11 protein-coding genes are annotated in these 13,737 nt (G+C 73.0%); 10 read left to right on the top strand and 1 reads right to left on the bottom strand.

Annotated features, from left to right (window positions below; genetic code table 11):
* Positions 1-211: 211 nt before the first annotated feature.
* Positions 212-1,807: a PucR family transcriptional regulator gene (locus ACZ4W5_RS19940; protein WP_465655881.1), complete on the bottom strand. Its 1,596-nt coding sequence runs from the start codon at positions 1,805-1,807 to the stop codon at positions 212-214.
* Positions 1,808-1,980: 173 nt separating this feature from the next.
* Here ACZ4W5_RS19940 and ACZ4W5_RS19935 point away from each other — a divergent pair, with 173 nt between their 5' ends.
* From ACZ4W5_RS19935 to ACZ4W5_RS19890, 10 genes are all read left to right on the top strand, one after another.
* Complete coding sequence (locus ACZ4W5_RS19935) at positions 1,981-3,045, top strand: ABC transporter ATP-binding protein (RefSeq protein WP_465655879.1); 1,065 nt, start codon at positions 1,981-1,983, stop codon at positions 3,043-3,045.
* A 41-nt stretch (positions 3,046-3,086) separates the two neighbouring features.
* Entirely contained in the window at positions 3,087-4,289 is a 1,203-nt protein-coding gene (locus ACZ4W5_RS19930; protein ID WP_465655877.1) for an ABC transporter substrate-binding protein, read from the top strand.
* Positions 4,289-5,221 (top strand): ABC transporter permease, encoded by a 933-nt coding sequence (locus ACZ4W5_RS19925; protein ID WP_465655875.1) that lies wholly within the window; start codon positions 4,289-4,291, stop codon positions 5,219-5,221. Before ACZ4W5_RS19930 ends, ACZ4W5_RS19925 begins: the two co-directional genes overlap by 1 nt.
* A 26-nt stretch (positions 5,222-5,247) precedes the next feature.
* Positions 5,248-6,060: an ABC transporter permease gene (locus tag ACZ4W5_RS19920; protein WP_465655873.1), complete on the top strand. Its 813-nt coding sequence runs from the start codon at positions 5,248-5,250 to the stop codon at positions 6,058-6,060.
* Between the two features lie 428 nt (positions 6,061-6,488).
* Positions 6,489-8,393 (top strand): putative Ig domain-containing protein, encoded by a 1,905-nt coding sequence (locus tag ACZ4W5_RS19915; RefSeq protein ID WP_402487835.1) that lies wholly within the window; start codon positions 6,489-6,491, stop codon positions 8,391-8,393.
* Positions 8,394-8,531: 138 nt separating this feature from the next.
* Positions 8,532-8,996 (top strand): hypothetical protein, encoded by a 465-nt coding sequence (locus ACZ4W5_RS19910; protein WP_465655871.1) that lies wholly within the window; start codon positions 8,532-8,534, stop codon positions 8,994-8,996.
* 150 nt (positions 8,997-9,146) lie between these two features.
* Positions 9,147-10,265, top strand: a complete 1,119-nt coding sequence (locus ACZ4W5_RS19905; RefSeq protein WP_465655869.1) for a serine hydrolase domain-containing protein — start codon at positions 9,147-9,149, stop codon at positions 10,263-10,265.
* An 88-nt stretch (positions 10,266-10,353) separates the two neighbouring features.
* On the top strand, positions 10,354-11,139 hold the full coding sequence (locus ACZ4W5_RS19900; protein WP_465655868.1) for a MerR family transcriptional regulator: 786 nt from the start codon (positions 10,354-10,356) through the stop codon (positions 11,137-11,139).
* A gap of 184 nt (positions 11,140-11,323) precedes the next feature.
* Positions 11,324-12,271, top strand: coding sequence for an ABC transporter ATP-binding protein (locus ACZ4W5_RS19895; RefSeq protein ID WP_465655866.1), 948 nt, complete (start codon positions 11,324-11,326; stop codon positions 12,269-12,271).
* Entirely contained in the window at positions 12,268-13,641 is a 1,374-nt protein-coding gene (locus ACZ4W5_RS19890) for an ABC transporter permease (protein WP_465655864.1), read from the top strand. Before ACZ4W5_RS19895 ends, ACZ4W5_RS19890 begins: the two co-directional genes overlap by 4 nt.
* The last annotated feature ends 96 nt before the right edge of the window (positions 13,642-13,737 follow it).

The raw sequence follows: 13,737 nt of genomic DNA, 5'->3' as shown, positions 1-13,737 counted from the left end.
AGAGGAAACAACGACGACAAGGCCTGGAAGTGCCGAAGGAGAACGGAACCCACCAACGGGGGCCAGCCTGACGAGGAGAAGACAGAATGGCCCCGGGGGGCCTCGGCGCGCGCCGACGCACGCAGGTTCGTCCTGTCCCGGCAGATGTCAAGTCTCGCCGTTGATGGTGCGGTCGATAAGAAGGGCATGGACGCCTCCGGTTCGCAAACCGTCAGTCCTGCGGCTGCACGGCCGGTTGCCGTTCGGGGTAGGCGGCGAGCAGTGCCAGCCAGAGCTGGAAGCGGTCCTGCATGGACGCCAGGGAGCGGCCGGTGAGCCGCTCGATCCGGTCCAGCCGGTAGCGGACGGTGTTGCGGTGGACGTACAGCCGGTCGGCGACCGCCTGCACCGAGCAGTCCGCCGCCAGGTAGGCGTGCAGGGTGGTGACCAGGTCGGCGCGGTTGGCCTCGTCGAAGCGGGTGAGCGGGCGCAGCACCTCGGCGGCGAGCTGCTTCAACGGCAGGTCGGGGCTGGACAGCAGCAGCCGGGGCAGGTTGAGCGGGTCGCCGCCGTGCACCCCGGGGCCCTTGGCGAGGGCGGCCTGGGCCTCGAACCAGCTCCAGCGCAGCCCGTCGACGCCCCGGTAGCAGCCGCCGATGCCGACCGCGGCGCGGGCGTCCAGGCCGGCGAGCGCGGTGCCGAAGCGCCGGGCGAGGTCGTCGACCGGCGCGGAGCGGGGGAGCACCGCCACCAGGTACCGGTTGACGACGGCGGTGAGCACCGGCTCGGGGGAGTCGGGGTGCTCGGTCGGCAGCCAGGGCAGCCGGGCGAGCCGCCGGTCCGCCTCCGCCCCGGGCCCGGGCCCGGGGCCCTCCGGCGCCAGTCGGCCCAGCACCACCCGGTGGGCGGCCTGGGGGTCGAGCCCGAAGGCGGCGAGCCGGCGCTCGGCGGCGGCCGGTGCGATCACGTCCCGCACGATGTCCTCGACGACCTGGCCGACCAGCTCCCGCCGCCCGGCCAGGTGGGCCTGACGGCGGGCCAGCTCCAGTCCGACCAGCCGGACGGCGTACGGGAGGACGTCCGCCGCCGGGCCCGCCGAGCGCAGGCAGAGGAAGGCCGCGACCACCCCGTCGGCCTGCACCGGCAGCCGCAGCGGCCCGGCGCCGCCGGGCCCCTCCGCGCTTGGGTGCCCGGCGCCCGGGTGCCCGTTGCCCGGGTGCCCCGCCGCCGGAGCACCGGGCCGCCCCGCCGCCCGCAGCTCCGCGAGCAGCGCCTCCGGCCGCTCCGGAGCGGCGGCCAGCACCACCCCGTGCCGGTCCAGCACGGCGACCTCCGAGCCGCAGGCCCGGCGCAGCACCCGCAGCAGCGCGGTCAGGCCCTCGCCGCCGAGCAGCGCCTGGACCAGCAGGTCGTGCTGGTCGACCAGCCGCCGCTGCGCGCTGTGGTCCTCGGCCGTGATCCGCTCGGCGACCAGCCGGTTCACCGCGATGAACGGCGTCTCGTACGGGACCTCCAGCACCGCCAGGCCCTGCCGCTCGGCCTCGGCGACGGTGGCCCGTGGGACGGCGGGGTGGCTCAGCCCGGTGCCGAAGCCGATCCCCGAGGCGCCGGCGGCCGACACCCGCTGGACGAAGGCGGTCTGCGCGGCGGCGCCGCGCTGCCGCAGGCCGGTGGTGAGGAGCAGCTCGCCGCCCGTCAACCACTGCGTCGGGTCGGCGAGTTCGGTCACCGCGACCCAGCGCACGACCCGGTCGAGCCCGGCCGTGCCGGTGCACAGTCGCAGGCCGAGGCCCTCTTCCCGAAGCAGATCGCGCAGCGTCACCGGCATGTGCCGGACTGTAGCGCCGCACAACTCGCCGACGGAAGACCGTGCGGGTGTCCATAGCCTGGCGGGGTGATCCCTTCCTAGGGTTCCGTGCGAACCGCGCGAACCGTGCGGACCGGCGGGGCGACCCCGCCCGTACCGTCCGCTTGTCGTACCAGCCAGAAGGGCCACCGGAGTTGAGCAGCCACGACCGTCCACCCCGGCCGGAGCCGGCCCCCGGCGCGGTCCGGCTCGAAGGGCTGGCCAAGACCTTCGACGGCCAGGTCCGCGCCGTCGACGGCGTCGACCTGGACATCGGCGAGGGCGAGTTCTTCGCGATGCTCGGGCCCTCCGGCTCCGGGAAGACCACCGTGCTGCGCATGATCGCGGGCTTCGAGGCCCCGAGCGCCGGACGGGTCCTGCTGGGCGGCGCCGACGTCACCGGCCTGCCGCCGTTCGACCGGGACGTCAACACGGTGTTCCAGGATTACGCGCTGTTCCCGCACATGACGATCGAACAGAACGTCGGCTACGGCCTGATGGTCCGCCGGGTGCCGAAGTCCGAACGGGCCGAGCGGGTGCGGGCGGCGCTCGCCATGGTCCGGCTGGCGGGCTTCGAGCGCCGCCGCCCGGCCCAGCTCTCCGGCGGTCAGCGCCAACGCGTCGCGCTGGCAAGGGCGTTGGTGAACCGGCCGAAGGTGCTGCTGCTGGACGAGCCGCTCGGTGCGCTCGACCTGAAACTGCGGCACGAGATGCAGGCCGAGCTCAAGCGGATCCAGCGCGAGGTCGGGATCACCTTCGTGTTCGTCACCCACGACCAGGACGAGGCCCTGACGATGAGCGACCGCGTCGCGGTGTTCAACGCGGGCCGGATCGAGCAGGTCGGCCCGCCCGCCGAGGTGTACGAGCACCCGGCCACCGCCTTCGTGGCCGGCTTCGTCGGCACCTCCAACCTGCTGGACGGCCCGGCCGCCGAGCAGGTGGTGGGCCAGGCCGGACTGTTCAGCGTCCGCCCGGAGAAGATCCGGATAGCGCACCCGGACGACCCGGCCGGGCCGGACGAGCTGTCCGCCACCGGGCGGGTCGCCGAGGTCGTCTACGCGGGCGGCCATACCCGGTTCCTGGTGGACCTGGAGGCGGGCGGGCGGCTGACCGCCGTCCGGCAGAACGTCGACGAGGGCTCCGCCGACGTGCTGCGCCACCGAGGCACCGAGGTCGTCCTGGCCTGGCAGCGCAAGCACACCGTCCGGGTCGGCTCCTGACCCACCCCCACCCCCCTCACCGAAGATCGGAACACCCCGCCATGCGCATCCCCCTGATCGCCCGCGCCGCGGCCGCCGCCACCGCCGCCGTCCTGCTCGCCGCAGGGTGCGGCAGCAGCGGCGGCACGGGCACCGCGAACGGCTCGCACGGGCTGAACCCGCCCAAGCTGCCGATGCTCCAGTCCCTGGGCGCCGGGGAGGGCCAGGTGAACCTGGTCGCCTGGGCCGGCTACGCCGAGGACGGCTCGGACGACAAGAGCGTCGACTGGGTCCACCCCTTCGAGCAGCAGACCGGCTGCAAGGTCAACACGAAGATCGCCGGGACCTCCGACGAGATGGTCTCGCTGATGAAGACCGGCCAGTACGACGCCGTCTCGGCCTCCGGCGACGCGACCCTGCGGCTGATCGCGGCCGGCGACGTCGCCCCCGTCAACACCGCCCTGGTGCAGAACTACGCGGACGTCTTCGACGGCCTCAAGAACCAGCCCTGGAACTCGGTCAACGGCCAGATGTACGGCATCCCGCACGGCCGCGGCGCCAACCTGCTGATGTACCGCACCGACAAGGTCACCCCGGCCCCCGACTCCTGGAGCGTGGTCTTCGACGGCGCCGCGCCCTACGCCGGCCACGTCACCGCCTACGACTCCCCGATCTACATCGCCGACGCCGCGCTCTACCTGATGAAGACCAGGCCGGAGCTCGGCATCACCAACCCGTACGCCCTGGACGCGGCCCAGCTCAAGGCGGCCGCCGACCTGTTGAAGACCCAGCACAAGGCGATCGGCGAGTACTGGTCCGACTTCCAGAAGTCGGAGAACTCCTTCAAGACCGGGGACACCGTGGTCGGCACCAGCTGGCAGGTGATCGCCAACCTGGCCCAGGCCGACAAGGCGCCGGTCAAGGCCGTGCTGCCGAAGGAGGGCGCCACCGGCTGGTCCGACACCTGGATGGTGTCCGCCAAGGCCGCCCACCCCAACTGCGCCTACCAGTGGATGAACTGGATCGTCTCGCCGACCGCCAACGCCCAGGTCGCCCAGTGGTTCGGCGAGGCGCCGGCCAACTCCAAGGCCTGTGACCTCACCACCGACAAGGGCTTCTGCGCCACCTTCCACGCCGCCGACGAGGCCTACTGGAAGGACGTGTACTACTGGACCACCCCGGTCAGGAGCTGCCTGGACGGCCGCACGGTGGCCTGCACCGACTACGCCGCCTGGACGTCCGCCTGGACCGAGATCAAGGGCTGATGACCGCGACCGGCACGACCGACACGACCGAAGCGGCCGCCGCGACCGCCCCGGTACGGCAGCCGCGGCGGGGCGCCGTGCGGCGGGCCGCCGCCGTGGTGCACCGGCACGCCGGGCTGCGGCTGGCACTGCTGCTGTCCGCCCCGATGGCCTGGCTGCTGCTCGCCTACCTGGGCTCGCTGGCCGTCCTGCTGCTGTCGGCCTTCTGGGCGGTCGACGACTTCACCTACGACCTCGTCCGAGTCTGGAACACCGCCAACTTCCACACCGTCCTCACCGAACCGGTCTACCGGACGGTCGCCCTGCGCACGCTCGGCATCGCCGCCGCCGTCACCGTGATCGACGCCGTGGTGGCCTTCCCGATGGCCTTCTACATGGCCCGGATCGCCCGGCCACGCACCCGCAAGCTGCTGGTGGTGGCCGTCCTGACGCCGCTGTGGGCCAGCTACCTGGTGAAGGCCTACGCCTGGCGGGTCATCCTCAGCCAGGGCGGCGTGCTGGACCGGCTCGGCGCCCCGTTCGGGCTGTCCAGCCCGGGGTACGGCACCACGGCGGTGATCCTGGTCCTCGCCTACCTGTGGCTGCCGTACATGATCCTGCCGGTCTTCGCCGGGCTGGAGAACCTGCCCGGCAACCTGCTCGACGCCTCCGCCGACCTGGGCGCCTCCGCCTGGCGGACCTTCCGCTCGGTCGTCCTCCCGCTGGTCCTGCCCTCGGTGTTCGCCGGGTCGGTGTTCACCTTCTCGCTCAGCCTGGGCGACTACATCACCGTACGGATCGTCGGCGGCAAGACCCAGGTGCTGGGCACCGCGATCGCCGACAACGTGACGCTCAACCTGCCGCTGGCCGCCGCGCTGTCCTGCGTCCCGGTGGTGCTGATCGTCGGCTACCTGCTCGCCGTGCGCCGCACCGGCGCCCTGGACTCGCTGTAGGACACCCCCCTCGGAGGCGTACCCCCGTGATCCTCTCCCGCCGCACCCGGATCGCGCTGCGCGCGGCCACCTTCCTCGGCCTCGCCGTCGTCTACCTGCCGCTGCTGCTGGTGCTGGTCAACTCGCTGAACCGGGACCGCTCCTTCGCCTGGCCGCCGACCGGGCTCACCACCGAGTGGTGGGTCCGGGCCTGGCAGTCCGAGGGCGCCCGCAGCGCCCTGGTCTCCTCGCTCCAGGCCGGGGCGGGGGCCACCCTGGTGGCGCTGGTGCTGGGCACCATGACGGCCTTCGCCGTCCAGCGGTACCGGTTCTTCGGCCGCCAGGCGGTGTCCTTCCTGGTGATCCTGCCGATCGCGTTGCCCGGCATCGTCACCGGCATCGCGCTCAACGCCGCCTTCCGCACCGTGCTGGGCCCGGCCGGCATCGGCTTCGGCCTGCTCACCGTGGTGATCGGCCACGCCACCTTCTGCGTGGTGGTGGTGTTCAACAACGTCCTCGCCCGGCTGCGCCGGCTGGCCCCCTCCGCCGAGGAGGCCTCGGCGGACCTCGGCGCCCACACCTTCCAGACCTTCCGGTACGTCACCTTCCCGGCCGTGCGGTCGGCCCTGCTCGCGGGCGGCCTGCTGGCCTTCGCGCTGTCCTTCGACGAGATCGTGGTGACCACCTTCACGGCCGGCCCGGCCGTCCAGACCCTGCCGGTCTGGATCTACGCCAACCTGGCGCGCCCCAACCAGGCCCCGGTGGTGAACGTGGTGGCGGCGGTGCTGGTGCTGCTCTCGGTCATCCCGGTGTACCTGGCCCAGCGGTTGTCCGCGGACAGCGCCGGCGGACGGTTGTGACAGGGGGCATGAGGGGCGGTCCTGAGGGGTGGTCGAGACGGTGGTCGTGACGATGGTCGTGACTGCTGGTTCCGGAAAAGCTGCAATGTTGAAACGGCGACGTTTCACCGAATGTCGAAACAGTCTTCCGAGCGATATTCAGTGAATGCCGTAGGCCTCGAATTGACGTCCCGACAGGCCCTTCACCTGCCCGAACACCGTTCTTAATGTTTCCTTACCCGCAGCCGTTGACCACCGTTCATCAACTCTGCTTTCCTTCATGCCCAAGCAGCTGGCCCCACCGAGAGACCGTCAATTCCGGCTGTCCGGAAGATAGAACCGGATTCGGCGCCCGGTGGATTCCGCCTGTTGCTCCTTCCCCACAAAGGGATCGTTCGCGGCCCCCAGCCGCAATGGGCGATCGGCAAGCAGAGAGGCACCCTCACCCCATGGGTCACTCCCCCAGAATGCGGCGCGCGAAGAACGCGGCGCTCACCGGCCTGGCGTCCATAGCGCTCGCCGCCGCCGGTCTCGCCGGCGCGGCCGGACCGGCCGCCGCCCAGGACATCTCCAGCTCCTCGGGCAGCGTCAACAACGAGTTCAACCCCTGGAGCCCCCAGAACGGCCACCCGTACCGCCACGGCGCGGTGATGGGCAAGCAGCAGCAGAAGAAGTACAAGGAGTGGATGGCCGCCCACGCCCAGGCCGCGGCCACCGGCCAGCAGACGCTCTCCTACGGCGGCGGCGTCGACGGCATCGGCGTGCAGAGCGGTCACTCCAAGGTCTACCTGGTCTTCTACGGCAGCCAGTGGGGCACCCAGACCACCGACGCCAACGGCAACGCCAAGTTCTCCGGCGACTCGGCCGGCGCGGCAGGTGCCACCCAGCAGATGTTCAAGGGCATCGGCACCAACGGCGAGACCTGGTCGGCCGACCTGACCCAGTGGTGCGACGGCCCCAACGTCGCCACCGGTGCGGTCAGCTGCCCGTCGAACGCCAACTTCATCCCGTACCAGAGCGGCGGCGTGCTCTCCGGTGTCTGGTACGACAACGCGGCCCCCTCGCCCGCCTCGGCCACCGGCAACCAGCTGGCGCAGGAGTCCGTCAAGGCCGCCGGCCACTTCGGCAACACCACGGCCGCCTCCAACCGTGACGCGTACTACATCATCCTGTCGCCGCACGGCACCAACCCGGACGACTACCAGAACCCCACCACCGGGTACTGCGCCTGGCACGACTGGAACGGTGACACCACCCTCACCGGCGGTGCGGCCAGCTCGCCCTACGGCGACATCGCCTTCTCCAACCAGCCGTACAACATCGACCAGGGCGCCAGCTGCGGCGTCGGCTTCGTCAACTCGCCCGGCACGCTGGACGGCTTCACGATGACCCTCGGCCACGAGTGGCACGAGATGATGTCCGACCAGAACCCGGCCGGCGGCTGGACCAACCACGTCTCCGGCAGCTCGTACAACGGCCAGGAGAACTCGGACGAGTGCGCCTGGATCCAGCCCGGCTCCACCGGCGGCGCCGCCAACGTCTCCTTCGGCTCCTACGGCACCTTCGCCGAGCAGGCCAGCTGGTCGAACGACACCAACTCCTGCGCCATCACGCACGCCATCCTGAACCACGGCAACACCAACACGGTCACCGTCACCAACCCGGGCAACCAGTCCGGCACCGTCGGCACCGCGGCCAGCCTGCAGATCAGCGCGAGCGACTCCGCCTCCGGTCAGACCCTGACCTACTCGGCCACCGGCCTGCCCGCCGGCCTGTCGATCAACTCCTCGACCGGCCTGATCTCCGGCACCCCGACCACCGCCGGCACCTCCAGCGTGACGGTCACCGCGACCGACACCACCGGCGCCGCGGGCAGCACCACGTTCAGCTGGACCGAGTCCGGCGGCTCCGGCGGCGGCAACGCCATCACCAACGGCGGCTTCGAGACCGGCAGCCTGAGCGGCTGGACCGCCGCCGGCTCCACCTCCGCCACCACGGGCGCGGCGCACAGCGGCAGCTACGGCGCGATGGTCGGCTCCACCAACCCGACCGGGGACTCCTCCGTCACCCAGACCTTCACCGCGCCGACCGGCTCCAGCAAGCTGTCCTTCTGGTACAGCAACACCTGCGACGACACGGTGACCTACGACTGGGCCACCGCCACGTTGAAGGACAACACCACCGGCACGACCACCACGGTCCTCGCCAAGACCTGCACCACCACCGGCAGCTGGACCAACAAGACGGCCACCGTCACCCCGGGCCACTCGTACACGCTCACCCTGAGCAACCACGACGACAACTACCCGGGTGACCCGACCTACACCTACTACGACGACGTGACCGTCTCCTGACGATCGCCTCGGCTCGACGCACCGGGGTGGGCCTCGCGCCCGCCCCGGTGCGGTATTTCCGTATTCGGGGGGGGATCCGATCCGGCGTCCCGTGCGTCCAACCGGTACCGCTGCCAACCCCGTCCCGAAGGAACCCCCGTGAAGCTCAACAGATCCGCCGTCCTCGTCCTCGGCTGCGCCGCCGCCCTGCTGGCCCTGACGGGCTGCGGCTCCACCGGCCCCTCCACGGCGGCCTCCGCCCCGGCACCGACGGTCACGGCCGTGACCACACCGGCCGCCGTGACCGTGACCGCCGACGAGAAGGCCAACCACACCACGGTGAAGGTGTCCGTCGGGGCCACCGTCTCGGTCGAGCTCCAGGGGACGTACTGGTCCGGCGCCACCAGCTCCGCCCCCGCGGTGCTCGCCCCGACCGGTTCCCCGACCACCGCGCCGTCCCCCTCCTGCCGCCCCGGCGGCGGCTGCGGCACCGTCACCACCTCCTTCACCGCCCGCACGGCGGGGACGGCCCACCTGACCGCCTTCCGCACCGTCTGTGGTGAGGCCCTCAACTGCACACCGAACCAGCGCAGTTACGACGTGACGGTGGAGGTCGCCGGCTGAGTCGCCGGCTGAGTCGCCGGCTGAGTCGGCGGCGCGGCGCGCAGCACCGCTGTGAGCCGGATCACGCTTGAGGCCGCCCCTGGGGCAGGGTGGAGATTCGTCGCAGCAGCCGGACAACGGTCCGGGCACGACGAACACCGGGGAGCACCCATGACCACCGTCCAGTCCCACCACGCCGACCGATCCGCCGACTCCGGCCAGGGCCAGGACCGACCGGAGCTGCGGCGGGCGATCGAGGAGCTGGCCGGCTCCGGCTTCCTCGGCGTCCAGCTGCGGGTGAGCGACGAACGGGGCAGCTGGGCCGGCAGCGCCGGAGCCCGCGAACTGGGCAGCGCCGCCGCGCCGCTGACCGACGGGCACTTCCGGATCGGCAGCAGCACCAAGAGCTTCGTCGCCACCACGGTGCTGCTGCTGGTCGCCGAGGGCCGGATCGGCCTGGACACCCCCGCCGACCACTACCTGCCCGAGTTCGGGCTGGACCACCGGATCACCGTACGGATGCTGCTCCAGCACACCAGCGGCGTGTTCAGCCACACCGGCGAGCTGCTGGCGGACGGCACGGTCGAGCCCGGCGTCCCCTGGCGGGGCAAGGAGTGGGTGGACCTGCGCTTCCACAGCTACCGCCCCGAGGAGCTGGTCCGGCTGGCGCTGTCCCGGGCGCCGCGGTTCGCGCCGGGGGAGAGCTGGAGCTACTCCAACACCAACTACGTGCTGGCCCGACTGGTGATCGAGCGGGCCACCGGCCGGACGTTCGCCGAGGAGCTGCGGCGGCTGGTCCTGGCCCCGCTGGGGCTGACCGGCACCGTGGCGCCGGGCAGCTCGCCCGAGCTCCCCGAGCCGCACCACCACGGCTACTACCGCTACCGGGACGGCGGACAGGAGCGGACGCTCGACGTCACCCGGCACGACCCCAGCTGGGTCGCGGCGGGCGGCGACATGATCTCGACCACCCAGGACCTCCACACCTACTTCGCCGCCCTGATGAGCGGGCGACTGCTGCCCGCCGGGCTGCTGGCCGAGATGCGCACCCCGGAGGAGCGGGTCGGCTACGGCCTCGGGCTGTTCGCCCAGGACCTCGGCCCGGCCGGCGGCACGATCTACCACCACAACGGCGCCACCATCGGCTCGGCGGCGCTGATGTACGGCTCCGCCGACGGCCGCCGGATCCTGACCGCCGGTCTGAACTACGTGGACGACCCGGAGATGTCCGTCGCGGCGGCCTTCCAACAGGCCCAGCAGCGGCTGGTCGCCGCGGTGTTCTCGGGCTGACCCTGATCCCTGAGCGGGGCACCGGCCGGGGGCGCCCGGCCGGGGGGGCGCCTCGCCGACGGAGCCGACCACAGGAGAAGCTTGGCGGATGATGAGCGGAGTCACGATCGGTCAGGCGGCGGCCTTCCTGGGCGTCTCGGTGAAGACGGTGCGGCACTACCACGAGCACGGGCTGGTGGCGGAGCCGCCGCGGGACGGCTCCGGCTACCGGCGGTACGGCTCGGACCAGCTGCTGCGCCTGGTGCAGGTCCGCACGCTGGCCACCGCCGGGGTCCCGCTGGCCGAGATCGGGCCGCTGCTCGACGCCGGGGCGGAGGAGTTCGCCGCCGCGCTGGCCGACGTCGAACGACGCCTGGCCGAGCGGATCGCCGAACTGGAGCAGCGCCGCGCCACGCTGCACCGACTGGCCGAGGGCGACCGGGCCCTGCTGCCCGACCGCGCCTGCGCCGTCCTGGACCGGATGGCCGGACTCGGCTTCGGCCCGGACTACGTGGCCGGGCAGCGCGAGGCGCTGGTGCTCGCCCGGGTGCTGGTGCCCGGCGGCTTCGACGCCTTCCTCGCCCAGCTCGAACGGCAGCTGGACGACCCCGGGTTCGTCGACCTGGCCCGGCAGGCCTGGGAGGCCGAGGGCTGGGAACCGGACGATCCTCGGCTGGAGGAACTCGCCGACGCCATGGCCGAGCGCTACCTCGCCAATCCCGCGCTGCTGGCGGACCGGGCCGGTCTGGAGGCCTGGAGCAGGGCCGCCACCCAGTACCGGCTGATCGACCGGCACCGCGAGGGCGAGCTGCGGAACTCGGCCCGGCTGACGGCGCTGACCGAGGCCAGACTGCGCGCCGCCGGGGCGCCGGTGCCCCGCCTGCCCCGGCGGTGAGGCCCCGGCTGCTCCAGCGGTGAGACCTCGGCGGTGAGGCCCCGGCGCGACGCGATGCTCGCCAGGGCGAGGGCCGACGACCCCGCCACGGAGCCGACCCGCTGTTCCCCCGGAGTTCAACCGCGTGCTCCTGACGCCGCCCCGCCAACCCCCTACCTTCCCTGGGGGACTGCGAGAAGGAGCCATGGAAGACACGCAACCTGCCGTACGGGCCAGGGGATTGACGAAGTGCTTCGGTGACGTCGTGGCGCTCGACGGAGTCGGTCTTGAGCTGCTCCCCGGGCGGATCCACGGGCTCGCCGGGCCGAACGGAGCGGGGAAGACCACCCTGCTCGGGCTGCTGCTCGGGCTGGCCGTCGCCGACGGCGGCGAGCTGGAGGTGCTGGGCAGACCGGTCGGCCGGGCGCTCGCGGCACCCGACGGCGTGGCCGGGTTCGTCGACGGCCCCGGCCTCTACCCCTCGCTGACCGCGCGGCGCAACCTCGCCGCGCTGGCGGCCCTGCGCGGGGAGACCACCGGCGCCGGGCGGATCGACGAGGTGCTGTTCGAGGTCGGACTGCGGGACGTGGCCGACGACCGGGTGCGCGGCTTCTCCCTGGGCATGCGCCAACGGCTCGGCCTGGCGGCCGCGCTGCTCACCCGGCCGCGGCTGCTGGTGCTCGACGAGCCCTCCAACGGCCTGGACCCGGCGGGCAAGCAGCACGTCCACGCGGCGCTGCGCCGGCTCGCCGAGGACGGCGTCACCGTCGTGCTGTCCAGCCACCGGATGGACGACCTGGAGTCGCTCTGCTCCGAGGTGACGATCCTCGCCACCGGGCGGGTCCGGTTCTCCGGCCCGCTGGGCGAGTTGGCCGCCGAGACCCGCGCGCTGGAGCACCGGCTGCTCACCTCCGACCTGCGCGCCGCCCGGAGGGTGGCCGTCGGGACGGCCGGGGTGGTGGTCCTGGACGGGGCCGGGGCCTGGCGCGGTACGGAGGCGCTGGTGGTGCGCGCCACCGGGCCGGCCGTCGAGCGGCTGGTGGACGGGCTGGTGCAGGAGGGCGTACGGGTGCGCGAGGTCGCGCCCGTGGTGTCGCCGCTGGAGGCCGCGTACCTCGCCCTGACCGAGGAGCAGCAGGAGGACGGGCGATGAGCACGGTCACGGCGGGGAGGGCGGCGGCCGGTGCGGCCGCAGGGTCCGGGGCGCGCCGGGTGCCGGTGGGCCGGGTGTACCGCTTCGAGCTGGTGAAGCTGGTCTCGCAGTGGCGGATCCGCCTGCTGGTGCTGGCCTGTTGGGCGCTGCCGGGGCTGTTCGTGGCCGCCGTCGCCCAGCAGGGCACGCTGCCCTCCGACACCCTGTTCGGCCGCTGGATGCACGCCACGGGCTGGGCCGGCCCGCTGGTGCTGCTGGGCTTCGCGGGCTCCTGGGCGCTGCCGCTGCTGACCTCGGTGGTCGCGGGCGACGTGTTCGCCGCCGAGGACCGGCTCGGCACCTGGCGGCACCTGCTGGTGGCGGTCCGTTCGCCGCAGCGGATCTTCCTCGCCAAGACCCTGGCGAGCGCCACCGTGATCGTCCTGCTGGTGGCCGGACTGGTGGCCTCCAGCACGGTGGGCGGGCTCGCGGCGGTCGGCGACCGGCCGCTGGTCGGCGTCGACGGGCACCTGCTGGCACCGTCCGACGCGGCCGTGGGCGTCCTGCTGGCCTGGACCGCCGCGCTGGCGCCGACGATGGCGCTGGCCTCGCTCGGCCTGCTCGGCTCGGTCGTGCTGGGCCGCTCCCCGATGGGCCTGCTCGTCCCCGCCCTGTCCGCGGTCGCGATGCAGCTCGCCCAGACGCTGCCGCTGCCGGTGCCGCTGCGACTGGCCCTGCCCGGCTACGCCTTCGGCTCCTGGAACGGGCTGTTCGCCGACCCGAACCGGCTGCCGGAGCTGCTGATCGCGGTCGCGGTCAGCCTGGTCTGGGCCGTGGTGGCGACGGCCGCGGCCCACCGGCTGTTCGTCCGGCGGGACTTCACCAACGGCAGCGAGGACGGCGAGAAGCGCCGCGCGCTCACCCACGGGGTGCTGCCGCTGGCCGCGCTGCTAGCGCTGACCACCGGGGCGGTCGCGGTGGCCGCGCCCTCGACCGGCTCGGGGATCAGCCGGGCGAAGGTGCAGCGGACGGTCTCCACCGTGTTCGCCCACCTGTACCGGCTGCAGACCGAGCAGCTGCACCGCCCCGCCGTCACCGAGGCCGACCTGCGGGTGGCCGCGGACTGCAACCGGGGCGACGGCCAGGTCGAGCCGGAGGGCCCGGGCAACGACTGGCGCTGCGTGGTCACCTGGCACCTGCCCGGCACCGCGGCCCCCGGCACCGCGATCTACCAGCTGGACGTCGCCTCGGACGGCCGGGTGATGGCCGACGGTGACGGGCCGAAGGAGGTCAACGGCTACTTCCTGGTCCACACCGGCACCGGGGACGCGCCGAACCCGCTGTGGCAGTTCGACGGCCAGATCGACCTGCTCGACTCCTCGACGGACTGAGCGCCCCGCCCGTACCGCCCCGCCCCGCCCGTACCGCCCCGCAGCACCCGCAGCACCCCGCAGCGAAGACACCGGAATCAACGCAGCGCACTCACA

The sequence above is a fragment of the Kitasatospora sp. NPDC029367 genome (genome assembly GCF_055569135.1).
The sequence above is the reverse complement of the archived record's forward strand: the minus strand, read 5'-3'. Positions and strand labels throughout refer to the sequence as shown.